The 22,384-nt window shown below is 64.2% G+C and carries 20 protein-coding genes; 11 read left to right on the forward strand and 9 right to left on the reverse strand.

The window, feature by feature from the left end; genetic code table 11:
* Positions 1 to 15: 15 nt before the first annotated feature.
* Positions 16 to 3,447: a transglutaminase family protein gene (locus PPGU16_RS23045; RefSeq protein ID WP_180722728.1), complete on the reverse strand. Its 3,432-nt coding sequence runs from the start codon at positions 3,445 to 3,447 to the stop codon at positions 16 to 18.
* Between the two features lie 386 nt (positions 3,448 to 3,833).
* Here PPGU16_RS23045 and PPGU16_RS23050 point away from each other — a divergent pair, with 386 nt between their 5' ends.
* Positions 3,834 to 4,898 (forward strand): zinc-binding metallopeptidase family protein, encoded by a 1,065-nt coding sequence (locus PPGU16_RS23050; protein WP_180722729.1) that lies wholly within the window; start codon positions 3,834 to 3,836, stop codon positions 4,896 to 4,898.
* Positions 4,899 to 4,948: 50 nt separating this feature from the next.
* On the opposite strand, the gene phaP is transcribed toward PPGU16_RS23050, so the two are convergent.
* A complete protein-coding gene (gene phaP / locus PPGU16_RS23055; protein WP_180722730.1) occupies positions 4,949 to 5,368 on the reverse strand; it encodes a phasin family protein in 420 nt (139 codons plus the stop codon).
* 401 nt (positions 5,369 to 5,769) lie between these two features.
* Here phaP and PPGU16_RS23060 point away from each other — a divergent pair, with 401 nt between their 5' ends.
* The 7 genes from PPGU16_RS23060 to PPGU16_RS23090 all read left to right on the forward strand — a co-directional run bounded on the left by PPGU16_RS23060 (position 5,770) and on the right by PPGU16_RS23090 (position 11,394).
* The gene (locus tag PPGU16_RS23060) at positions 5,770 to 6,906 is read left to right on the forward strand and encodes an HPP family protein (RefSeq protein ID WP_180725187.1); all 1,137 of its coding nucleotides are present in this window, start codon (positions 5,770 to 5,772) and stop codon (positions 6,904 to 6,906) included.
* A 120-nt stretch (positions 6,907 to 7,026) separates the two neighbouring features.
* On the forward strand, positions 7,027 to 7,440 hold the full coding sequence (locus PPGU16_RS23065; RefSeq protein ID WP_036000194.1) for a MarR family winged helix-turn-helix transcriptional regulator: 414 nt from the start codon (positions 7,027 to 7,029) through the stop codon (positions 7,438 to 7,440).
* A 46-nt stretch (positions 7,441 to 7,486) separates the two neighbouring features.
* Entirely contained in the window at positions 7,487 to 9,298 is a 1,812-nt protein-coding gene (locus PPGU16_RS23070) for a chloride channel protein (protein WP_180722731.1), read from the forward strand.
* A 145-nt stretch (positions 9,299 to 9,443) separates the two neighbouring features.
* Positions 9,444 to 9,974 carry a DUF4142 domain-containing protein gene (locus PPGU16_RS23075; protein ID WP_180722732.1) on the forward strand — a complete coding sequence of 177 codons (531 nt, stop codon included), beginning with the start codon at positions 9,444 to 9,446 and terminating at the stop codon, positions 9,972 to 9,974.
* Entirely contained in the window at positions 9,971 to 10,303 is a 333-nt protein-coding gene (locus tag PPGU16_RS23080) for a cupredoxin domain-containing protein (protein WP_180722733.1), read from the forward strand. The genes PPGU16_RS23075 and PPGU16_RS23080 overlap by 4 nt, the downstream gene beginning before the upstream one ends.
* Positions 10,304 to 10,307: 4 nt before the next feature.
* The gene (locus PPGU16_RS23085; RefSeq protein WP_180722734.1) at positions 10,308 to 11,027 is read left to right on the forward strand and encodes an RNA polymerase sigma factor; all 720 of its coding nucleotides are present in this window, start codon (positions 10,308 to 10,310) and stop codon (positions 11,025 to 11,027) included.
* A 13-nt stretch (positions 11,028 to 11,040) separates the two neighbouring features.
* Positions 11,041 to 11,394 (forward strand): hypothetical protein, encoded by a 354-nt coding sequence (locus PPGU16_RS23090; protein WP_180722735.1) that lies wholly within the window; start codon positions 11,041 to 11,043, stop codon positions 11,392 to 11,394.
* A 15-nt stretch (positions 11,395 to 11,409) separates the two neighbouring features.
* On the opposite strand, the gene PPGU16_RS23095 is transcribed toward PPGU16_RS23090, so the two are convergent.
* Together PPGU16_RS23095 and PPGU16_RS23100 are read right to left on the reverse strand one after the other, a co-directional pair.
* A complete protein-coding gene (locus PPGU16_RS23095) occupies positions 11,410 to 13,455 on the reverse strand; it encodes a 2Fe-2S iron-sulfur cluster-binding protein (RefSeq protein ID WP_180722736.1) in 2,046 nt (681 codons plus the stop codon).
* Positions 13,456 to 13,514: 59 nt separating this feature from the next.
* Positions 13,515 to 14,156 (reverse strand): glutathione S-transferase family protein, encoded by a 642-nt coding sequence (locus tag PPGU16_RS23100; protein WP_180722737.1) that lies wholly within the window; start codon positions 14,154 to 14,156, stop codon positions 13,515 to 13,517.
* A gap of 111 nt (positions 14,157 to 14,267) precedes the next feature.
* Here PPGU16_RS23100 and PPGU16_RS23105 point away from each other — a divergent pair, with 111 nt between their 5' ends.
* Both PPGU16_RS23105 and PPGU16_RS23110 read left to right on the forward strand, forming a co-directional pair.
* Entirely contained in the window at positions 14,268 to 15,191 is a 924-nt protein-coding gene (locus tag PPGU16_RS23105) for a LysR family transcriptional regulator (RefSeq protein WP_180722738.1), read from the forward strand.
* A gap of 100 nt (positions 15,192 to 15,291) precedes the next feature.
* Positions 15,292 to 16,344 (forward strand): sensor domain-containing diguanylate cyclase, encoded by a 1,053-nt coding sequence (locus tag PPGU16_RS23110; protein WP_180722739.1) that lies wholly within the window; start codon positions 15,292 to 15,294, stop codon positions 16,342 to 16,344.
* A gap of 46 nt (positions 16,345 to 16,390) precedes the next feature.
* On the opposite strand, the gene PPGU16_RS23115 is transcribed toward PPGU16_RS23110, so the two are convergent.
* The 5 genes from PPGU16_RS23115 to PPGU16_RS23135 all read right to left on the reverse strand — a co-directional run bounded on the left by PPGU16_RS23115 (position 16,391) and on the right by PPGU16_RS23135 (position 21,507).
* On the reverse strand, positions 16,391 to 16,726 hold the full coding sequence (locus PPGU16_RS23115) for a ribbon-helix-helix domain-containing protein (RefSeq protein ID WP_180722740.1): 336 nt from the start codon (positions 16,724 to 16,726) through the stop codon (positions 16,391 to 16,393).
* Between the two features lie 92 nt (positions 16,727 to 16,818).
* Entirely contained in the window at positions 16,819 to 18,402 is a 1,584-nt protein-coding gene (locus PPGU16_RS23120) for a GMC family oxidoreductase (RefSeq protein ID WP_180722741.1), read from the reverse strand.
* Between the two features lie 16 nt (positions 18,403 to 18,418).
* On the reverse strand, positions 18,419 to 19,039 hold the full coding sequence (locus PPGU16_RS23125; RefSeq protein WP_180722742.1) for a tat (twin-arginine translocation) pathway signal sequence: 621 nt from the start codon (positions 19,037 to 19,039) through the stop codon (positions 18,419 to 18,421).
* A 52-nt stretch (positions 19,040 to 19,091) separates the two neighbouring features.
* Positions 19,092 to 19,490, reverse strand: a complete 399-nt coding sequence (locus PPGU16_RS23130; protein ID WP_180722743.1) for a VOC family protein — start codon at positions 19,488 to 19,490, stop codon at positions 19,092 to 19,094.
* A 301-nt stretch (positions 19,491 to 19,791) separates the two neighbouring features.
* Positions 19,792 to 21,507, reverse strand: a complete 1,716-nt coding sequence (locus PPGU16_RS23135) for a SulP family inorganic anion transporter (RefSeq protein WP_180722744.1) — start codon at positions 21,505 to 21,507, stop codon at positions 19,792 to 19,794.
* A gap of 174 nt (positions 21,508 to 21,681) precedes the next feature.
* Here PPGU16_RS23135 and PPGU16_RS23140 point away from each other — a divergent pair, with 174 nt between their 5' ends.
* Positions 21,682 to 22,302 carry a LysE family translocator gene (locus PPGU16_RS23140; protein ID WP_180722745.1) on the forward strand — a complete coding sequence of 207 codons (621 nt, stop codon included), beginning with the start codon at positions 21,682 to 21,684 and terminating at the stop codon, positions 22,300 to 22,302.
* The last annotated feature ends 82 nt before the right edge of the window (positions 22,303 to 22,384 follow it).

Here is a 22,384-nt window from a genome sequence, read left to right on the forward strand (position 1 = left end):
GGGTGTAGCAGCGGCTTACCAGTGCCGCAAATCCAGCGTGAACGGGAACTCCAGGCTGCGCGGCGGCGTTTCCGTCACGAGCGGTCCGGGCGTGTGGCCTGTCGTGAAGAAGCGCGCGCGTCGCCGGCTTTCCGCTTCGTACGCGTTCACCGGGAAGGTCTGATAGTTGCGTCCGCCCGGATGAGCGACATGATACTGGCATCCGCCGATCGAGCGCCCCGTCCAGGTATCGACGACATCGAATGTCAGCGGCGCGTGCACGCCTATCGTAGGATGCAGCGACGACGACTGCGCCCATGCGCGGAAGCGCACGCCCGCGACGAATTCGCTGATGCGGCCGGTCGGCTGCAGCGGCAGGGACACGCCATTGACGCTCACGACGTGACGGTTGTCGTTCAGCCCAAGCACCTTCACCTCGAGCCGCTCCACCGACGAATCGACATACCGCACCGTGCCGCCCGCCGCGCCCTCTTCGCCCATCACGTGCCACGGCTCCAGCGCGCCGCTGATCGTCAGCGACAGGCCGTTCGCGTGCATCTCGCCGATGGCTGGGAAGCGGAACGCGAAGTGCGGCGCGAACCATTCGCTCTCGAATAGGTAGCCCGCGCCGCGCAGATCGGCGAGCACGTCGTCGAAATCCATCTGCACGAACGTGCCGAGCAGGAAGCGGTCGTGCAAGCCGGTGCCCCAGCGCGTGAGACGCGCCGTGTACGGCGTCTGCCAGAACTTCGCGACCAGCGCGCGCAGCAGCAGTTGCTGCACGAGACTCATACGCGCATGAGGCGGCATTTCGAAGCCGCGCAGTTCGAGCAGGCCGAGACGGCCCGTCGGGCCATCGGGCGAGTAGAGCTTGTCGATGCAGAACTCGGCGCGGTGCGTGTTGCCCGTCACGTCGATCAGGATGTTGCGCAGAGCGCGGTCGATCATCCACGACGGCAGTTGTGCGCTGCCCTGGCCGCCGAGCAGATCGATCTGCCGTTGCAGTTCGCTGAACGCCAGTTCGAGCTCGTAGACCTGGTCGTTGCGCGCTTCGTCGACGCGCGGCGCCTGGCTGGTCGGCCCGATGAACAGCCCCGAGAACAGATATGACAGCGACGGATGGTTGTGCCAGTACGCGACGAGGCTCGCGAGCAGATCGGGGCGGCGCAGGAACGGGCTGTCGGCAGGCGTCGCGCCGCCCAATACGAAGTGGTTGCCGCCGCCCGTGCCCGCGTGGCGGCCGTCGAGCATGAACTTCTCGGTGCTCAGATAGGTTTCGTGCGCAGCGTTGTAGAGGTACTCGGTGTGATCGACGAGTTCGTTCCAGTTCTTCGCCGGATGAATGTTGACTTCGATCACGCCGGGGTCGGGCGTGACCTGCAGCACATGCAGACGCGGATCGCGCGGCGGCGGATAGCCTTCGATCACGACGGGCATCTTCAACTCCGCGGCCGTCGCTTCGATCGCGGCAAGCAGGTCGAGATAGTCGTCGAGTTCGGTGAGCGGCGGCATGAAGACGTGCAGCAGCGCACGGCCGTCGCCCAGCGCGTCGGCTTCCACTTTCGGGCCCGCTGCGCGCGCCGGATTGCGCGCTTCGACGCACAGCGCCGTGCGGATCAGCGATGCCGCCGATTCGCCACGCTCGGGGAAGCGGTCCTGCGGCCGCGTGGCCGGGCCGCTGCCGGTTCCGCCAACACCAGTCCCTCGTCCGCCGACGGGTTCAGCATCGCCGCGAGCGTCGTACGATGCGCCTTCATACTGCATCCGCAATTGCGCCGACGTGCGCAGCGGCGCGGGTGCCGCGAAAGGATCGTGCGGGTGCTGATACGGGTAATCCCCCTTCGAGACCCACGGCAGCGAATCGAGCGGCAGGCGCAAGCCCATCGGCGAGTCGCCGGGAATCAGATACATGTGTTCGTCGCGGAAGAACCATGCGCCGCTCGTCCAGCCCGGGCCGGCCGTCGAGCGCGCCAGCGGCAGCACGTAACCCGTTACGCCCGACAGCCCCGCCTCGAACACGCGGCGCAGCCGCACGCGCTCCATTTCGTCGTCGAGCCGCGAATCGAACGGATCGACGTTGACGGGCAAGCGGCGCTCGCGCCACAGGTAGTACCACGTGTCCTCGTAGCCGGGCTGCGCGTGCTGGCTGTCGACGGACAGCTTGTCGGCGAGCCGCGTGATGAAGCGCTGCGCATCGTCGGACGTATAGCGGCCAGGGCTGCGCTCGTCGGCGAACAGCGCCGGGTCGTTCCAGCACCGCTCGCCGTCCGCGCGCCAGTACAGCGACAGCGCCCAGCGCGGCAACTGCTCGCCCGGATACCACTTGCCCTGGCCGATATGCAGAAAGCCGTTCGCGCCGTAGTGCGCGCGCAGCTTGTCCATCAGCGCGACGGCATAGCCGCGCTTGGTCGGGCCGAGCGCGTCGGTGTTCCATTCCGCGGCGTCGCGGTCGCGCACCGACACGAAAGTCGGCTCGCCGCCCATCGTCAGGCGCACATCCATCGCGGCGAGCTGGCTGTCGACATGCTCGCCCATCGTGAGCACGCGGTCCCACGCGGCTTCCGTATAGGGCTTCGTCACGCGGGGCGTTTCGAGCACCCGCGTGATCGACATCGCGTGCTCGAACTCGACTTCGGACTCGTCGACGGCGCCCGAAATCGGCGCAGCGCTGCCCGGCTCCGGCGTGCACGCGACGGGAATATGGCCCTCGCCCGCGAGCAGGCCCGAGGTCGGGTCGAGGCCGATCCAGCCCGCGCCGGGCAGGAACACTTCGCACCACGCGTGCAGGTCGGTGAAATCGTACTCCGTGCCGCTCGGGCCATCGAGCGACTTGGTATCGGGCGCAAGCTGTAGCAAATAGCCCGACACGAAGCGCGCCGCCAGCCCCAGCTGGCGCAGGGTTTCGACCAGCAGCCAGCCCGAATCGCGGCATGAGCCCGACGCATTGACGAGCGTTTCCTCGGGCGTCTGCACGCCCGGCTCCATCCGGATCAGATAGCGGATATCGTGCTGCAGGCGCTGGTTGAGTTCGACGAGGAAATCTGCGGTGCCGCGCGGCGTAAGGTCGATGCTGCCGACGAACTCCTTGAAGCGCGGCGTCATCTCGCGCTTGACGAGATACGGCGCCAGTTCCGCCGCAAGCTCGGGTGCGTATTCGAACGGAAACTGCTCGGCCGACGGCTCCAGGAAGAAATCGAACGGATTGTAGACAGCCATTTCCGCGACGAGATCGACCGTGATCTTGAACTCGGGCGTGCGCTCGGGAAACACGAGCCGCGCCTGATAGTTCGCGAAGGCGTCCTGCTGCCAGTTGATGAAGTGCAGTTCCGGCTCGACGCGCATCGAGTACGACAGGATCGGCGTGCGGCAGTGCGGCGCCGGGCGCAGCCGCACGACCTGCGGCGACAATCCGACGAGACGGTCATAGCGGTAATGCGTGACATGGTTCAACGCGACACGTATGGACACTCCGGACTCCTGGGCGGAAAAGGCCGATAAGGGGGCAGACGCGAAAAGCAAGCTCTATGCCGTTGAGCGTGACGAGGCTGTGGGCGCTGCGTTTGCATCTATCGCATTGTCACGCGGCGGCTTCATGCTTCGAAGGTCTTCGAATGTCAAAGCATGCATGCTGCGCGACGGCCCGCGCGCACCAAAGCGGCGCATGCGGCGGGTCGTTCGCGCACGCAATGTGCGCAAGACCCACGACGTTATAGCGAAGCGGCATGAAGATTGCGGGAATCCACGCGCGTCGAGGTTGCCACAGCCGCCGCCGCACATCGACGGCGCGCGGCACGGCCGACGGACACACACCTCATTCACAGCATGACGACCTAAACGTAAAACGGATTGAAGCGATGAAAGCCTTCCATTGCAACCGATGCGACCAGCGCGTGTTCTTCGAGAACGTGCTGTGCGAGCGCTGCGAGGCGTTACTCGGCTACGTGCCGGAACTGGCCGAAATCAGCGCGTTCGAAGATGCCGGCGACGGCCAGTGGCGCAGCCTGCATCCCGACGTCAAAGGCAAGCTGTACCGTCAGTGTCACAACTACGCGGTCGAGAACATCTGCAACTGGATGCTGCCCGCCGACGATCCCGAGACCCTGTGCCGCTCGTGCCGTCTCACGCACACCATTCCGAATCTCGCGGAACCGAACAACCGGCTCTACTGGTATCGGCTGGAGACGGCGAAGCGCCGCCTCCTCTATACGCTCGATGCGCTGGGCCTCGCGATCGACTCGCGCCAGGTCGATCCCGACAACGGCCTCGAATTCGACTTCCGCGAGAACACGGGCGACGGCGAGACGGTGATGACGGGCCATGACAACGGCCGCATTACGCTGAACGTGGCCGAAGCCGACGACGCGCATCGCGAGAAAGTCCGCAACGACATGCGCGAGCCGTATCGAACGCTGCTCGGGCATTTCCGCCACGAGTCGGGCCATTACTACTTCGAGAAACTGGTTGCGGGCACGCACTGGCTCAAGCCGTTTCGCGAGCGCTTCGGCGACGATCAGGCCGACTATGGCGAGGCGCTCGCCGCCTACTATCGCAACGGCGCGCCAGCCGACTGGGAAAGCCGCTTCATCAGCGCGTACGCGACGATGCATGCGTGGGAAGACTGGGCCGAGACGTGGGCGCATTACCTGATGATCGTCGACGTGCTCGATACGTCGACGGCCTACGGGCTTGCGCTGCTGCCGCCCGCGCCGAACGAGCCGTCCCTCACCGACCAGACGCCCGTCGAGGAAGCGAGCTTCGATAACCTGATGAAGCGCTGGTTTCCGCTGACGGACGTGCTGAACAGCCTGAACCGCAGTCTCGGCATGCCGGACGGTTATCCGTTCGCGCTGGCGCCGCCTGTCGTCGACAAGCTGCGTTTCGTGCATCGCGTGATTGCGCAGGCGTCGACGCACAAGTAGCCGCGCATGCGCGGCCGGTCTTGATGTATGTAGCTTGCGCCGAACGCGCGTTACTTCTTCTGCAGCAGCGTCTTCAGTTCTTCGACGTTCTCTTCGACTCGTTTGGCGATCACCGCATACGAATCGGCCTGCGTGCGATACGCGGCCTGGGTGAGCTGCTGCATGTCCGCGAGCGCCTTGTGCAGCGTCTGCTGGACGAGCTCCGCTGTCTGCGCCGACGGCACGCCGCCCGTGGCTGCCTGCTTCTGCGCGACTTCCTGCAGTTCGGAGAGCGTCGAACGCAGCATTTCGGCCTGCTTCTGCGCAAGCGCCTGGATGCCCTGCACGGCCGTCTGATTGGCGGCAATCAAGGCCTCGACGTCCTTGCGACGCGCTTCCATCACGGCGGGCACGTCGAATCCGGGCAGCTTGAACTGTTCGAACAGCTTGTTGAACTCGGCGAACGGATTGGCGGCGTCAAAGGGTTCCATGCTTGATCTCCACAAGGTGCTTCGGTGGGTTGGGCATGTGCCTCGAAGGCTTGACGCAGGCACATGGCACGATCATGCCCGTTAATGCGGCAATGCGCCAGCGAGCAAAGACGACGCCAGCAGCGACAGCCACCGCTTCATGCCGGATTCATATCACGTCATGATGCAGTGCAACGAGGTGGATCATACGGGTTTTCCCTGCATTTACAGGCTCCGCGGGCGTCCACGCGGCGGGCGTTGCGCGGGATTTATATCACGTTAGCATATATCCATGACGACAAGTTGTTTCCTTTCTGACAGCTTTTCCCTTAACTTACGCCTGCCCGTTTCCCTCACAACAGAACAATATCTTGACCCGTTCCCCTTTTTCCCAGTGGCTGGCGCGCTTTTATCCCGCCGCGATGAACGTCAAATGGCCCGAGCGCATGCGCTCGGCGCTCGGCGCGTTGATCGGCATTGCCTTCACGGGCGGCAGCATGCATCTGCTGCTCGGGCCGAACGTGAACATTCCGCTGCTGGTGGCGCCGATGGGGGCCTCGGCCGTTCTGCTGTTCGGCGTACCCGCCAGTCCGCTCGCGCAGCCGTGGTCGATCATCGGCGGCAATCTGGTGTCGGCGACCGTGGGCGTGGCCTGCGCGATGCTGATCTCCGACCCTGTCGCGGCAGCCGCGCTCGCGGTAGGCGTGGCGATCGCCGCGATGTTCGCGCTGCGCTGCGTGCATCCGCCGTCGGGCGCCGTGGCGTTGACTGCCGTGGTCGGCGGACCGGCCATTCACGCGCTCGGCTTTCGCTTCGTGCTCGAGCCGATTTTGATCCAGTCGGCGGCGCTGCTCGGCGCGGCGCTCGTCTATCACGCGGTGACGGGCCACCGCTACCCGCACGCGGTGCGCGCCGCGCCGTCCGTGCCGCAAGCGCCCGCATCCGGTAACAGCATCACGCGCGCCGACCTCGAAGCCGTGCTGAACCGGCGCGGCGAACTGCTCGACATCGACCCTGAAGACCTCGAAACACTGTTTCGTGAAACGCAGTTGCAGGCTTACGCGCGCACCTTCAGCGAACTGTCGTGCCGCGACGTGATGTCGGCCCCCGTCGTCAGCATCACGCCCGACACCACACTGCGCGCCGCAGCGGACCTGCTGCAACGCCACTCGATCAAGGCGCTGCCCGTCGTCGACAAACGTCAGCACGTGGCCGGCATCGTCACGCGCGCCGATCTCGCGAACAAGCCGAAAAGCGCGGACCTGCGTCTGATGGAAGCGCTGTCGGCGCGTCTCTTCAAGCGCGACGCGACACGCGGACGACTCGTCAGCACCGTCATGACGACGCACGTGCGCACCGTCTCGACCAGCACGCCAATTGTCGAACTCGTGCCGCTCTTCGCCGACGACGGCCACCATCACATTCCCGTGGTCGATTCGCACGACAGGCTGGTCGGCATCATCACGCAATCCGATCTGATCGCGGGTCTGTACCGGCAGACGCAGATGCAAGCTCAAGTTCAAGCACAGGCTCAGGCACAACAGCGCCCCGCGGCGTGAGCGCAACCATCGCGCGCCGCTGAATCAACAATCCTGAAAATTCCGCATGGCGAGGCGCAGGCATCGCCATTTATATCATTTTGTGATAGATTTTTTGCTTTCCCTTGCGCGACTACCGACATGAAAGTTCTCACACGCACGTTGAACAAGGCCGACTACGAACAGCTCTCTGAGTTTCGCTATCAGATGCGGCGCTTCGAGCGCTTCTCCGAGCAGGCCGCGCAGGGCGAGGGCATTACGCCGCTGCAGTACCTGTTGCTGCTGCACATCAAGGGCTATCCCGATCGCGAATGGGCCACCATCGGCGAACTGGCCGAACGGCTGCAGGCGCAGCATCACGGCGTTGTCGCGCTGGTGTCGCGCTGCGAAGCGCTCGAACTGGTCAAGCGCAAGATCAGCGAGACCGACCGCCGCCAGGTCGAAGTGCATCTGCTGAAAGCGGGAGAAAAGGTGCTGGCGCGGCTTGCGGAACTGCATCGCGCGGAGTTGCGCTCGCTCAAGGGCGCATTCACGATTCCGCAAATCGATCTCTGATTCCGGCCTCCAGTTAGCAAGCGACACCGTATTCGACACACCATTCATGAGCGACAACTCTCACAAGCGGGACTTTTCCAGCAACGCGCGCTTGCCGGGCATTTCCGCGCTGGCGGCGGGCATCGGCTTACTCAGCACGCTGGCCGCGTTCGTGCTGCTGAGTCTGATTCATCTGTTCACGAACCTGTTTTTCTTCGGCAGCTTTTCGTTCGCTGACCGTTCGCCTTCGACGAATACGCTAGGCGCGTGGGTGATCGTGATTCCCGTGGTCGGCGGCCTGATCGTCGGCATGATGGCGCGCTTCGGCTCGGAGAAAATCCGCGGACACGGCATTCCCGAAGCGATCGAAGCCATTCTGTTCGGCAAGAGCCGCATGTCGCCGAAGGTCGCCGTGCTCAAGCCGCTGTCGTCGGGCATCGTGATCGGCAGCGGCGGCCCGTTCGGCGCGGAAGGCCCCATCATCATGACGGGCGGCGCGCTCGGCTCGCTGATCGCGCAGTGCGTGAAGGTGACGTCGGCGGAGCGCAAGACGCTGCTCGTCGCGGGCGCCGCCGCGGGCATGACGGCTGTGTTCGGCACGCCCGTCGCCGCCGTGCTGCTCGCCGTCGAACTGCTGCTGTTCGAATGGCGGCCGCGCAGCTTCTTGCCTGTCGCGTTGGCCTGCGCAGTGGCCGGTTTCGCGCGCGCGATCTTCTTCGGCACCGATCCCCTGTTTGCGCTCCAGACCGCGCCGCCGACGGCGATTTCGCTGTTCTCGTGCGTGATCGCGGGGCTGTTGTCGGGCGCACTGGCTTCGGGTCTGTCCGCTGCGCTCTACAAGACGGAAGACCTCTTTCACAAGCTGCCGCTGCACTGGATGTGGTGGCCGGCTATCGGCGGGCTGGCGGTGGGTATCGGCGGATTCATCGAGCCGCGTGCGCTCGGCGTCGGCTATGACGTGATCGGCGATCTGCTGCATCAACATATCGCGTTGCAGGTCGCGGTAGCGATTCTCGTCGTGAAGGCGGTGATCTGGGTGATCGCGCTCGGCTCCGGCACGTCGGGCGGCGTGCTCGCGCCGCTGCTGATGCTCGGCGCGGGGCTCGGCACCGTGCTCGGCCACGTGCTGCCCGGCAACGAGCCCGCGCTGTGGCCGCTCGTGTGCATGGCCGCGACGCTCGGCGCCACGCTCGGCGCGCCGCTGACGGCGATCGTATTCGCGTTCGGCCTCACGCACGACAGCAACGCGCTATTGCCGCTGCTCGCTGCGACGCTGGTCGCGCACGGCTTCGCAACCGTCGTGATGAAGCGCTCGATCATGACCGAGAAGATCGCGCGGCGCGGTTATCACATTTATCGCGAGTACGGCGTCGATCCGCTCGAACGGCATTATGTGGACGAAGTAATGACGCAAAAGGTCGATTCGGTCAGCGGCGCGCTCAGCGTGCGCGACACGCTCACTGAGTATTTCGGCGCGACGCAGAAGCGGCGTGCGTATCCTGTCGTGCGCGCAAACGGCGCGGTGCTCGGCATCGTCGACCGCGCGATGCTCGATGCGGTGCGCGAAGGGGCGACGCCGCACACGCTCGATACGCCGCTCGCTGAGGTGCTGAAAGACATTTCGCTGGTCGTCGCGCTGCCCGACGAAACCTGCCGCCTCGTCGCGACGCGTCTGGCCGTGCACGATCTTGAACGGCTGCCTGTCGTCGTCGATCGCGATTCGATGCAACTGCTCGGCGTCGTGTCTCGCAGCGATCTCGTGAAGCCTTCCGTCGCGCACTTCGAAGAGGAGCACAAGCGCGAGCGCTTTCGGCGTCTGAGCTTCACGTCGGGCAAAAAGCATTTTCCGCCCGTGCGCAACTCGCGCCCGCACGGCTGAATGACGAACAAAGGTCTATAGCAACATCAGTGAACCCAGCGAGCCGGAACAGCCTTCCGGCTCGTGACATCTAACTCCTCGAATCGTGCCCGAGCGCCTGCCCTTGCAGAAGAGGACAGACCGCACATCTTCGTGGAGGCATCAGATGAAATCCGCACGCTGGTTCCTGCTCACCGCGCTTGCACTTGCAGGCGCTCCCGCCTGGTCCCAGGGCTCAGGTCCAACCGATCCGCAAATCGCCGCGATCGTCGTCGCCGCGAATCAGGCCGATATCGACGCGGGCAAGCTCGCCGAATCGAAGACGCAATCGAAGGACGTGAAAGCGTTCGCGCAACAAATGGTCACGGATCACACGGGTGTCAACAAGGCGGCTGTCGATCTCGTTCACAAGCTCGGCGTCAAACCCGAAACGAATCCAACCAGCGACAGCCTCAAACAGGGCGGCGACGCGAACATTGCGAATCTGAAGCCGCTGCAAGGCGTGAAATTCGATCGCGCGTATATCGATCATGAAGTCACGTATCACCAGAACGTGATCGATGCGCTCGACAAGACGCTGATACCGTCCGCGCAGAATGCCGAACTGAAAGCGCTGCTGGTGAAGGTCAGGCCCGCGTTCGTTGCGCATCTCGAACACGCGAAGATGGTGCAGGCCTCGCTGCCGCAAACGCAATGAGCCGCGTACGCAACGCGGTGCTGCGCGGCATCGCAATGGCGTCGTACGTGTTCGCAGCGCCCGCGTTTGCCGGGGCCTATGTCGTCACGATCGAACAGATGCGCTTCAATCCACCCACGCTGACCGTGCATCGCGGCGACGAAGTCGTGTGGGTCAACAAGGATTTCGTCGCGCACACGGCGAGTACCGACGCACAAGGCTTCGACTCCCGCAGCATCGCGCCCGACGCATCATGGCGCTTTCGGGTCGGCACGCCTGGACGCTATACGTACCGCTGCATCTTTCATCCGACGATGCATGGCACACTGATCGTCGAACCGGCACCATGACATTATGAAGAGCGACACGATGAACGGCATGACGGCGCAAGCCGCTTCCACGCCACGTTTCGACGACGATGCCGAAATCGTGCGCCGCATCGTCGCGGGCGACCGCACCGCATTCGAATTGCTGATGCGCCGCCACAACCGGCGCCTCTATCGACTTGCGCGTGCCACGCTGCGCAACGACGCCGAAGCGGAAGACGCATTGCAGGACGCGTATCTGAACGCATATCGGTCCATCGCGCAGTTTCGCGGCGATGCACGGCTCTTCACATGGCTCTCGCGTCTCGTGCTGAACGAATGCTTCGCGCGGATGCGCCGCGAAGCGCGGCGCCAGAATGTGCTGCCGATGCTGCACGATTGCCCCGACGACGAGCACCTGTCATCCATCATGGACACGCTGAACGCCCACGACCGTCACACGCCCGACCAGGCGGCGTCACGCGCGGAAATTCGCGCGCTGCTCGAACGAAAACTCGATGCGCTGCCTTCCGGCTTTCGCACGGTATTCGTGCTGCGTTCGGTCGAAGAGATGAGCGTCGAAGAAACGGCGCAATGCCTCGATATTCCCGAAGCCACGGTGCGCAGTCGTCACTTCAGGGCGAAAGTGCTGTTGCGCGAATCGCTTGCGGACGAAGTGGAAAGGTTAGGCCCGGAGCTATTCGAGTTCGGCGGCGCACATTGCGACCGCATCGTCGCTTCGGTGCTGACGCGATTGCGCGACGAGTAGCGGGAGAAACATCATGGCGTGCAGACTCGGCTTGCTCGTGATCCTCACTTGCGCTGCCTCCCTGCTCAGCATCGCGGCGCAAGCGCAACGCATCCACATCGAATCAGGCACGTACGGCGCGAATTGCGGCGCAGCATCGGGCAACGCCACACGCGACCTCGCGAAGCGCTGCAACGAGCACGCAACTTGCCGCTACATCGTGAACACGCGGCTCGGTGCAACGCAACGCGCGGCATGTGCGCGCGATTTCACAGCCGAATGGTCGTGCGACCACCGTGAGTTTCATCGCGCGATGTTGAGCGCCGAAGCAGGCAACGGCAGTTCGCTGATCCTCACATGCGTGCCTTCGACGGGCGCGGGCAAGTGACCTGAACAACAAAGCTCAAAGATCCAGCGTCAAACTCACACTCTCCCCTTCGACAACAGGATGCGCCATGCAGATCAACGCGCAACCTTCCGCGACTTCCGCTTCGATCTCGCCATCGTAAGCGACATGTCCCGACAACACTTTCGTCGAACAGGTGCCGCACATCCCTGAACGGCAACTCGATTGCGCTTCGATACCGAGTTTTTCCGCGAGTTCGAGCAGGCTGCCATGCTTCGGCAGCCATTGAATCGTGCGTTGCGAGCTCGCGAACGTCACCTGCGCGCCGCCTGCTTCGGTCTTTTCTTCAGCGACGGGTTCGGCCAGCGTCGGCGTGCGCTTCACGCTGGCGGGGCCGAACGCTTCGAAACGGATGCGTTCATCGGCGACATTCAATGCACGCAAACCTTCATACAGATCGCGCATGAACCGCTCGGGGCCGCACAGATAGAAGTCGTAGTCGTCGAACGGCAGCGCGCGTTTCAACGCGGCGACGTCCACGCGCCCTTGCGTGATGCCCTCGACAGGCTCGCTCGCTGCGCTGTCGAACAGATGCATCGACACCGACGGATACCGCGCCGCCACGTCCTTAAGATGCGCGCTGAACGGTCGCTCGCGATCGCTGCGCGCGCCATGAAAGAAGAACAGACGTTTTGGCTGACCCTCGTCGGCAACGCGCGCGTTCAATGCGTGATGCAGCATCGCGACCATCGGTGTGATGCCGATGCCGGCGGAAATGAACACCGCCGGCCGCGAGCTCTGCGCGTCGAAGGCAAATGCGCCGCGCGGCGCCATCGCCTCGATTTCCGTGCCCGCCGCGAGATGATCGTGCAGCCAGTTCGACGCGATGCCCTCGCGCTTCACGCTGATCCGGTAATGATGGGGATCATGCGCATCCGACAGCGTATAGGTGCGCGTCAACGGCGCATCGCGTCCTTCGACGGGTACGCGAATCGGCAGATACTGGCCTGGCTGATACGCAGGCAACGGCGCGCCATCGGTGGCTTCGAAATAGAACGAGCGAATCGAAGGCGTCTCTTCGACGACGTGCGCCACCTTCAGCTTGTGCCACGGCGACGGGGCCGCCGCCTTGCGAATCGCCGCCGCGAACTGCGGCGCGTATTCGACGTCGGACCAGCGAAACGGCAGCACGCCTTTACTGCGCCGCACCTCCTGCACGTGAAAGCGCATCAGCCTCTCCGCGCCTTCGAAAGCGGCGAGTTCGGCACCCTGCCAGATGATCTCGGCGCGCACGGCCAGATACAGCAGATCGCCGCTCGCGAAGTCGATGAACAACAAACCCGCGCGCGGAGCGTGCAGCAGGTTGCCGATCGTGTTGAAGAACTTGTTGCCGGTGAAGTCGGGTGTGGTGAGCGTGGCTGCGTCGTCGATGCGCACGAAGCCCGGCGCGCCGCCGCGATGCGACACGTCGACGCCGCGCGCCAGGCCCGCTTCATCCGCCATATTCGCGCTCGCGATGAAGAAGGTGTCGGCGCGCGCGAGGAACGCGCGATCCGCGTCGCTCAGGTGCGTCGAGATTTCCTGCGGCACCGGGCCGCCGCCGACAGCACGGTCGATGAAGGTCGGCACGCGCCCCTGAATGTACTTCGCGCAGTTGCCGAAACTCTGCGTCACTTCGAGCGTCACCGTATCGCCTTCCACGCCCGTCACGACGCCGTTGATCCGGTTGCGCCGCCGCGTATGCGGCTGAATGCCGAGGCCGCCGATCATCGCGCCTGTCTGCCAGCGCGGACCGAGCGGATCGCCGGGCAGCGCGCGGCTGTCGATGCGCAGCGTGCGCGCATCCGGCGACGACACGAATCCCGGTTCGCCCGTGCGCATCGTCGCCCAGGGCTGCCCGCTCGCATCGACGCCGCCGAACACCATGAACGGCTGCTGCGCGAAGAACTCGCGGTGCTGATCCGGCATGTAGCGCCGGATGCTGCGGCGGCCCGACGCGTTCGCCTGACTGTCCACGCCCGCGAGCCGCTGCGCGGCGAGTTCGTCGGCGTGAAACGGCGAGGTATCGAGACCCCAGCCGTTCAGAGGAATGAAATCGGACATGTCAGGCTCCTGCAGGCAATACGTCAGCGTGTTGCGTCGTACGGAACCGCTCGTCGCTGTTACCCGGCGAGCAGCCCCGCCTTCGTCGCCGGCATCGCGATGAAGTGCGGCAGCGCCTCCACGCGACGCAGCCACGCGCGAATGTTCGGATACGGCTCCAGCGACACGCCGCCTTCCGGCGCGTGCGCGATATACGTGTGCGCGGCGATGTCGGCGATCGTCACATGCTCGCCGGCTGCGAATGGCTTCGTGCCCAGCTCGCGCTCGATCACGTCGAACAGCTTCACCGCGATGCCCTTCGCCGTTTCATGATTCAGCGGCGCGCCGAACACGGTGACGAGCCGCGCCGAGCACGGACCGAAGGCAATCTGCCCCGCCGCCAGCGACAGCCAGCGCTGCACGGCCGCCGCGCCAAGCGGATCTTCCGGCAGCCACGACGCGTCGCCGTAGCGCCTGGCCAGGTACACCAGAATCGCGTTCGAATCGAACAGCGTGACGTCGCCGTCCTGAATGGTCGGCACCTGGCCGAACGGATTCAGCGTCAGATACTCGGGCTTGCGGTTGTCACCCGCGCGCATGTCCAGTTCGATCACTTCGAACGGCAGGTCGAGCAAAGTCAGGAACAGCTTCACGCGATGCCCATGACCCGACAGCAGGGTCGTGTACAGGCGGATTGGCTGGGCGGGCTTGGCTGCGGGCATTCGTCTCTCCAGGTTCAGTCATGTTGGACAATACGAAGGTTAATGCGCGCCGCGCGGCCGCAGAAGCCTGATAACCTTGAAAACACAATCCTCTGAAAGTGGACAATCGACATGGCCGACGTGCGTGACGTGAACCTGAACCGGCTGGCCGTCTTCGTCGCCGTGGTCGAAGCGGGCTCGCTGACGGCAGCCGCCGCACGGCTCGGGCTCGCGAAAACGATGGTCAGCACGCACATGCAGCGGCTCGAAGCGGAAGTGGGCGCGAGCCTGCTTGTGCGCACCACGCGCCGTCTCGGCGTTACCGAGGCAGGCCGCGCGTTCTATGACGCAAGCGTGAAGATCCTGCGCGCCGCGGAGGAAGCGCTGGCTGAAATCGGCGGCGAGGAAGCGCCCGTGCGCGGCACGCTGCGCGTGAGTTGCCCGATCGACTACGGCACGCTCGTGGTCGCGCCCGTGCTGGTCGAATTGCGCCGCGCGCATCCGCGGCTCGATATCGAACTGCTGTGCAGCGACCACGTCGTCGATCTGATCGCGGACGGCATCGACGTCGCGATCCGGCTCGGGCGTCTCGCGGATTCGAACTATCGCGCGGTCACGCTCGGCCGCTTCGAGAAGTGGGTCGTGGCGAGCCCTGAGTTCATCGAGACGTGGGGCGCGCCGCAAACGCCCGCCGATCTCCCCGCGCTGCCTTTCGTCGCGCTGACGGTCCTGCCGCGCCCGCAAACGCTCGACTTGCGCCACACGAACGGCGCCGCGGAAAACGTGCGCTGCGAGAACGTGTTTCTCGTGAACACGGCGGAAGCCGCGCGCGCGGCGACGCTCGCGGGCGGTGGGCTGGGGCTGTTGACGGACTTTTCGATCGGCGCCGACGTCGCGGCCGGGCGCCTCGTCCGGCTGCTGCCCGAATGGTCGACGGAGCCCGCGGGCATCCAGGCCGTCTTTCCGCCGACGCAGCACACGCCGCCGAAGGTTCGCGCGCTGATCGAGACGTTCAGAGCCTATCTTGCGCGCGACGCGGCGCCACTCCATCAGTAGAATTGTCCGTCCGGGTTTCAGCCGATCAAGAAACGATGCCGCCGTGCCGTTGACATGGCGAGACGCGCCATCGGGCGCCATCGACAAACACGAAGCGACCATGAAAAACATCGACGACACGCAAGACATGCTCGGCGCCGCGTTTCTGCGCCATGACGATGCCAGCGCCAGCATGCGCGCCGAAGGCGAGCGGCTCGAACACGACGGCGCGGTGTATCGCACGCTGCTCGAATCGACGAAAGCGATTCCGTGGAAGATCGACTGGGCGACGATGGCCTTCACCTACATCGGCCCGCAGATCGAGGCGCTGCTCGGCTGGGCGCCGTCGTCGTGGAAAACGGTCAACGACTGGGCCGAACGGATGCATCCCGACGACCGCCAGAAAGTGGTCGAGTTTTGCGTCGCGCAGTCGCAGGCGGGCACCGACCACGAAGCGGACTATCGCGCGCTGACGAAAGACGGCGGCTACGTGTGGCTACGCGACGTCGTGCATGTGGTGCGCAAACCCGATGGCGGCGTCGATTCGCTGATCGGCTTCATGTTCGATATCAGCGAACGCAAGCGTACGGAAGAAAAACTCGCGCGTCTGCAGAAGGAACTCGAAGACCTGTCGTTCAAGGACGGACTGACGGGCGCGGGCAACCGCCGCATGTTCGACGCCGTGATGCAGCGCGAGTGGGCTGCTGGTCACGAAAGCGGCAAGCCGCTGTCCCTGATCATGATCGACATCGACTTCTTCAAGGCCTACAACGATTACTACGGCCACCTCCAGGGCGACGAATGCCTGAAGCGCGTCGCGGGCGTGCTCGCGCAAGCCGCGCGTTCCAGCGACTTTCTCGGACGTTTCGGCGGCGAGGAATTCGTGCTGGTGCTGCCGGACACGGATGCGGATACCGCCGTGAAAATGGCCGAACGCTGCCGCGATCTGATCGATGCCGAGGCGATCGCGCATGTGCGCTCGCCGCATCAGCAGCGCGTGACGGCGAGCTTCGGCGTGGGCACGATCGTTCCCAACGGCAGCATGGACACGACCGCGTTCATCAATCTGATCGACGCGCAGCTGTATCAGGCGAAGGACAACGGCCGCAACCGCATCGTCGCCGTCGATCGCGCGGGCCTGGGCGGCGAGGCGTTCCGTACGCACTCGCGATAACGCGCGCTCGCGGGCAAGCTGAATCCGAGTGAAACGCCGCGACGGATCAAACCGTCTTCAGCACACGCGGTTTCACCTCGGGGATGGGAACGGGAAAGCTGGTTAATTCGCTTTTGCCCGCAACGATCGACAGATACCTCAGGCAACACACGCGCAGGAACGACGCGAAGTTGCTCGGCACTTCGCCGCGCAGCGCGATGAGTTCGTCGTAGAGCTTGACGGCGAATTGCGTGGTCGTCATGTTCTCGCGCGACGCGATTTCATGCAGCACGTCCCAGAAGAGATTCTCCAGCCGCACGGTCGTGATCACGCCGTGGATGCGCAGCGAACGCGTGCGCGATTCGTACAGGATCGGGTCCGCGTTGACGTACACGTTGCACATGGTGTGTCTCCATTGTTCGTATGAGTGCGGCGGCGAGTGCGGCGGCTCGCATCGCGCCTGCCCGCCGCAGCTCGTTCGTTCACGCGCCTCGATCAGATTGTGCGCCTGTTCATCTGGTTCGCGATGTAGTCGGCCTGACGGATCGCCAGCGTCACGATGGTCAGCGTCGGGTTTTCCGCGGCGCCCGTCGTGAACTGGCTGCCGTCGGAGATGAACAGGTTCGGCACGTCATGCGTCTGGCCGAAACGGTTGCATACGCCGTCCTGCGGCTTCGCGCTCATGCGCGCGGTGCCTAGGTTGTGCGTCGACGGATAAGGTGGCACCTTGTACACGGTCTTCGCGCCCGCCGCCTGATACACGGCGCTGCCCTGCTTGAAACCGTGCTCGCGCATCGCTTCGTCGTTCGGGTGATCGTCGAAATGCACGTTCGGCACGGGCAGGCCGTACTGGTCCTTCACGTCGTTATTCAGCGTGATGCGGTTGGTCTCGCGCGGCATGTCTTCGCCGACGATCCACATGCCCGCCGTGTACGGATACGCGTCCATCGCCTGCGTGAAGTCAGAGCCCCATGCGCCGGGATCGAGAAACGCCGCATAGAAAGGCAGCCCGAGCGACACCGTCTCCATGTGATAGCCACCCGCGAAACCGCGCGACGTATCGAAGCGCGCTTCGTCTTCGATGATGCCCGCCATCGTCGTGCCCTTGTACATGTCGACCTTGTCGTTGAACACGGCGTAGACGGAGCCCGTCGTGTGACGCATGTAGTTGCGCCCCACCTGTCCCGATGAATTGGCAAGTCCGTCAGGGAAGCGGCTCGAATGCGAATTCAGCAAGAGACGCGGCGTTTCGATCGCATTGCCCGCCACCGCGACGATACGCGCCTTCTGACGTTGCAGCTTGCCCGCGGCGTCGTAATAGACGACGGCGCTCGCCTTGCCCTTCGCATCCGTTTCGATCTTCACGACCTGCGCCTGAGTGCGCAATTCCATATGGCCCGTGGCCTGCGCGCGCGGAATCTCGGTGTAGAGCGTCGACCATTTCGCGCCCGTGCGGCAGCCCTGGAAGCAGAAGCCGCGCTGGAAGCAATGCGCGCGGTCGTCGCGCACGACGCTGTTGGTCGCCATGTGGCCGGTGTTGCATTCCTTGTAGCCGACCTTCGTCGCGCCGTTGTACATCACCTTGAAGTTGTTGTTGCCGGGCAGGCCCGGCAAGCCGTTGGTGCGCGTCACACCCATTTTCTTCTCGGCGCGGTCGTACCACGGCGCCATTTCCTCGCTCGTGACAGGCCAGTCGAGCAGGTTCGCATCCTTGATCGTGCCGTAGTTCGTTTTGGCCTTGAACTCGTGCGGCTGAAAGCGCAGGCTCGCGCCCGCCCAGTGCGTCGTCGTGCCGCCGACGGTCTTGCAGATCCACGCGGGCAGATTCGGGAAGTCGGTGGCGATGCGCCAGCTGCCGGATGTGGTGCGCTTGTCGAGCCACGACAGCATCGAGAACGAGCCCCATTCGTCGGTAGTGAAATCGCCTTGCGTATGCATCTTGCCGGCTTCGAGCACGATCACGTCGATGCCCTTTTGCGCCAGCTCGTTCGCCAGCGTGCCACCGCCCGCGCCGGAGCCGATGATGACCACGGCGCGCGCATCGTTGTGCGAGAAATGCACCTTGTTGTTGTCGTCCATGTCAGGTCTCCGTTGCTCAGCTGTCGGTGGGAATCGGACCGCTCGCGGCGGCGGGCGGATTCGGCAGCCACGCCAGATCGTTGAAGCCCTTGGTCAGATAGCCGCCGTCGCCTTGCGCGGCGCCATAGCCGAAGTGCGCGTAGGCCATGTCGTTGCTGTACAGCGAGACGATGGCCGTCGTGCGCACGGTCGTGAAGAACGGCGTCTTCTGCATCGCGGCGACATCGCGCGCCTGGTCGGCGGGTGAGCGTTTGGTCCAGTCCGAGCCGTTGAGCGCGTCGAGCTGCTTCACGCCATCGACGAGTGTCTGGCGCGCGGCGGGATCTTTCTGCGCCTTCGCGTCGAGGTCCTTGACGACGAGCGCATAGACCGCGTCGTCGAGCGTCTTGTGCGGGTACTGCTGCTTGACGAAGGCAAGCAGCACCGCGCCCTGGTGCGTATCGAGCGCCTGCATTTCGAGCGCCCATACGCGGCTGGGCGCGAGTGTCGCGAGTATCGACGGGAACGCGAGCGTGCCGACCAGCACGCCCGTACCCTTGAGCCACTCGCGCCTCGCCAGCGAGCGCGGCGCATGTGGCGCATCGGGCTCATGAGCCGTGCCAGACGTTGCGGCGATTGGAATCACTCTGTGACTCATGCCTGTCTCCTTGATGGTTGTGTTGTGGGGGTACCGTGTCGTGCGCGGCTTTCTATTGGTAATGTCCGTGTCGTTCGAGCACTTCGATCTTGTAGCCGTCCGGGTCCTGAATGAAGAAGTAACGCGCGAGCAAGGTGCCGTCGTCGTTCTTGAATTCGCGCACGTCGTTCGGCGTCATGCCGAGTTGAATCAGACGCTCGCGTTCGCGCTTCACGTCGTCGACGACGAACGCGACGTGTCCGTAGCCATCGCCATGCGAGTACGCGTCTTCGCGTCCCTTGTTCCAGGTGAGTTCGATCTCGTTGTCGGATTCGTCGTTGCGTAGATAGACCAGCGAGAAGTCAGGAAAATCGAGCCGATGCGAAGGCTCGAGCCCGAACGCGCGTTGATAGAAGCTCAGCGAGCGGTCGAGATCCTGAATGCGGACCATCGTGTGGATCATCTTGGCCATGTCGTCCCTCCTCCATTTGATGCTGAGTGTAGAAGGGCGATGTGCGACGTGGTAATGCAGGGCTAAATGCGCTTAGGGACTTGCCCTATGTTGCAGATGCGTGCGGGTGCGATGGGACGGGGAGGTGTCTTCGAGTGTGAAGACGATGCGATGCGCCGCCGGACAACGGAGTGCGGCGCAGCATGCGCGCACGGCGCATGCTGCTGTCCGACGCGCGATCCAGGGAAAGCGATAGGCCCATGCGAATGCCGCAGCGTGGCTGCTGCGATGCGCCATCGGCTGGGCGACGTGGCCCGTACGCTTATAGCGCATTCACCTCGCGCGGCGGGCTGATGCCCGCATGCGCGAGCGCTTCATGCAGCGTGTCGAATATGTTCGACTCGCCGACGATCTGCGTAATGCGATGCCGGTCCATATCGGCGCGCAGATAAGGATTCACACGCCCGAAAATGACAGCCACCTTGCGCTCTTGCAGATCCGTAATCAGATCGCTCAGCGTGAGGGCCGCTGAATAGTCGAGTGCCGTGATCGCGCCCGCATCGATCACGAGCGAATGCAGATCGCCGGATGCCGCATCGACGAGTTCGATCACTTCCGCCGTGAAGACATGATCGTTCGCGAAGAACAGATCGGAGCCGAAGCGGTACACGATGAGTCCCGGCGCGGTCATGATCCCCGGCTTCGTGGGCACGGGCTGCCATCTTCCGTTGAGCGGCGACGGTTCCATCACCATCGTATGCGGACGATAGCTGTGCCGCACATGCCGCAGCAGCGACAACGCGACGGCGAGCAGAATGCCATGCTCGACGCCGACCATCACGACGGCTGCCGCCGTGATGAGCGCGAGCGTGAACTCGCCGGGGCTTTCGGCGCGGATCGCCACGAGGCTCGGCACGTTGACGAGACCGACTGCGATCGTGAACACGATCCCGGCAAGCACGCAATGCGGCAGATATTGCAGATACGAACTCAGAAACAGCAGCACGATGACTACGACACCCGCGAACGCCAGTTGCCCGATCTGGCTGCGCGTGCCCGCGCGTTCCGCCATCGCGGTCTGCGTCGGGCTGCCGTTGACGACGAACGTGCCGCTGAATGCGGCAGCGGCGTTGGCCGCGGCCAGCCCGAGGATGTCCGCGTTGGTGTCCACTTCTTCGTGATACTGCTGCGCGAACACGCGAGCCGCGGCGGCGCTCTGCGCAATGATCATCACGAAGCACGACGCCGCCACCGGCACGAGGTCGAGAAACTGTTGCCATGTGACAGCCGGAAACGCGAACGGCGGCAGACCGCCGCTGATCGGGCCGAGGATCGTGATGCCGTGCCCGGCGAAATCGTAGGTCTTGCTCGCGGCGATGCTGCCGATCACGGCAATGAGCGGTATCGGCACGCGCGGCAGGAAGCGCTTGCCGACGAGAATCGCGCCCACCACCAGCACGGTGAGCATGAGTGTCGGCAGATGCGCATGCACGACATGCCCGACCACATACACCAGTTGCGCCAGACTTCGCGACGAAGGATACGGCACGGTCATGCCGAACATGTCGCCCAGCATCGCAATCGATACCTGTATGCCGACGCCCGTCAGGAAGCCGACCAGCACGGTGCGCGAAAGGAAATCGGCGAGAAAGCCGAGCCTGAAGATGCGGGCAAGCAGCAGGAGCGCTGCCGTCAGCAATGCGACCATACCCGCCAGCGCGACATACTCGGCGCTGCCCATCGGCGCAATGGTCGACGCGCGGCTGGCGAAGATGGTCGCGGTGGCCGAGTCGGCGGCGACCACGAGGTGGCGCGACGCGCCGAAGAATGCGAACGCGACGAGCGGCAGAAATACGGTGTAAAGCCCCGTCACCGCGGGCATGCCGGCGATGCGCGCATAACCGAGCACCTGCGGTATGTCCATCGACGCGAGCGAGATGCCGGAGAACACGTCGCGCAGCGCCGTCGAGCGGCTGATCGGGAGGATGCCCTTCAGAAGGCTCAGGGATGCTGACGATTTTTCTTTTGGGTTGTGCATGCTGGGGTGCGTTGGAGTGCTATCTACGCATCCTGCCCTGAATGCTTGCGCTGTGGCAAGGAACCTCGGCAATCGAGCGCCGTACCGGAAATCATTCACCCATCTGTACCGGTACTGTACCGGCCTCGCTCGGTACACTGTCGCCAGTCTCGAAAATTCTTTGCGGAGCCGCCCATGACCCTCGACACCCTGAGCGCCAGCGCCCTGCCCGCCGGCATCCTGTTCGCGCTCGTCACGACCATCACACCTGGACCGAACAACACGATGCTGCTCGCATCCGGCGTCAATTTCGGTTTTCGCCGCACGCTGCCGCATATTCTCGGCATCAGCGCGGGCGTCGCGCTGCTGATGCTGTCGGTCGGTTTTGGGCTTGGCGAAGCGTTCCGCCGCTTCGAGGTGCTGTACACGGTGCTCGAAGTGCTGAGCGTCGTGTATCTGCTGTATCTCGCGTGGAAAATCGGCACGTCGGGTGAAATGCAGGTCAAGAAAGGCGAGCGCCGCCCCATGCGCTTTCATGAAGCGATCGCCTTCCAATGGGTCAATCCGAAGGCATGGATGATGGTGCTCACCGCCGCGACGACGATTCATCTGAGCGCCGACTTCGGCATCAACGCGCTGTTGATGGCCGTGCTGTTCTACGTGATCGGCTTGCCGTGCATCTGCCTGTGGGCCGCGTTCGGCACCGCGATGCGCCGCGCCCTGTCGAACCCCGTGTGGCTGCGCACGTTCAACATCGCGATGGCGCTGATGCTCGTCGCGACGCTTTATCCCATCGTGTTGCGCCTGCTTGCGTGACACGCCAAGAGGCTGGAAATTTTTCCCTCCCTACACGCCTTTTTGGCCAGCCTCGCTACGCTTCAAACGTGCGTTTTCCGCC

Source organism: Paraburkholderia largidicola (assembly GCF_013426895.1).
Lineage (GTDB): Bacteria > Pseudomonadota > Gammaproteobacteria > Burkholderiales > Burkholderiaceae > Paraburkholderia > Paraburkholderia largidicola.

Excerpts from the sequence above, each read along its gene's own strand:
- PPGU16_RS23125 (WP_180722742.1), bottom strand. The coding sequence starts at position 19,039 with ATGAGTCACAGAGTGATTCCAATCGCCGCAACGTCTGGCACGGCTCAT.
- PPGU16_RS23085 (WP_180722734.1), top strand. The coding sequence starts at position 10,308 with ATGAAGAGCGACACGATGAACGGCATGACGGCGCAAGCCGCTTCCACG.
- PPGU16_RS23130 (WP_180722743.1), bottom strand. The coding sequence starts at position 19,490 with ATGGCCAAGATGATCCACACGATGGTCCGCATTCAGGATCTCGACCGC.
- phaP (WP_180722730.1), bottom strand. The coding sequence starts at position 5,368 with ATGGAACCCTTTGACGCCGCCAATCCGTTCGCCGAGTTCAACAAGCTG.
- PPGU16_RS23060 (WP_180725187.1), top strand. The coding sequence starts at position 5,770 with ATGAACGTCAAATGGCCCGAGCGCATGCGCTCGGCGCTCGGCGCGTTG.
- PPGU16_RS23095 (WP_180722736.1), bottom strand. The coding sequence starts at position 13,455 with ATGTCCGATTTCATTCCTCTGAACGGCTGGGGTCTCGATACCTCGCCG.
- PPGU16_RS23065 (WP_036000194.1), top strand. The coding sequence starts at position 7,027 with ATGAAAGTTCTCACACGCACGTTGAACAAGGCCGACTACGAACAGCTC.
- PPGU16_RS23140 (WP_180722745.1), top strand. The coding sequence starts at position 21,682 with ATGACCCTCGACACCCTGAGCGCCAGCGCCCTGCCCGCCGGCATCCTG.
- PPGU16_RS23135 (WP_180722744.1), bottom strand. The coding sequence starts at position 21,507 with ATGCACAACCCAAAAGAAAAATCGTCAGCATCCCTGAGCCTTCTGAAG.
- PPGU16_RS23120 (WP_180722741.1), bottom strand. The coding sequence starts at position 18,402 with ATGGACGACAACAACAAGGTGCATTTCTCGCACAACGATGCGCGCGCC.
- PPGU16_RS23070 (WP_180722731.1), top strand. The coding sequence starts at position 7,487 with ATGAGCGACAACTCTCACAAGCGGGACTTTTCCAGCAACGCGCGCTTG.
- PPGU16_RS23075 (WP_180722732.1), top strand. The coding sequence starts at position 9,444 with ATGAAATCCGCACGCTGGTTCCTGCTCACCGCGCTTGCACTTGCAGGC.
- PPGU16_RS23115 (WP_180722740.1), bottom strand. The coding sequence starts at position 16,726 with ATGTGCAACGTGTACGTCAACGCGGACCCGATCCTGTACGAATCGCGC.
- PPGU16_RS23090 (WP_180722735.1), top strand. The coding sequence starts at position 11,041 with ATGGCGTGCAGACTCGGCTTGCTCGTGATCCTCACTTGCGCTGCCTCC.
- PPGU16_RS23080 (WP_180722733.1), top strand. The coding sequence starts at position 9,971 with ATGAGCCGCGTACGCAACGCGGTGCTGCGCGGCATCGCAATGGCGTCG.
- PPGU16_RS23100 (WP_180722737.1), bottom strand. The coding sequence starts at position 14,156 with ATGCCCGCAGCCAAGCCCGCCCAGCCAATCCGCCTGTACACGACCCTG.
- PPGU16_RS23105 (WP_180722738.1), top strand. The coding sequence starts at position 14,268 with ATGGCCGACGTGCGTGACGTGAACCTGAACCGGCTGGCCGTCTTCGTC.
- PPGU16_RS23050 (WP_180722729.1), top strand. The coding sequence starts at position 3,834 with ATGAAAGCCTTCCATTGCAACCGATGCGACCAGCGCGTGTTCTTCGAG.
- PPGU16_RS23110 (WP_180722739.1), top strand. The coding sequence starts at position 15,292 with ATGAAAAACATCGACGACACGCAAGACATGCTCGGCGCCGCGTTTCTG.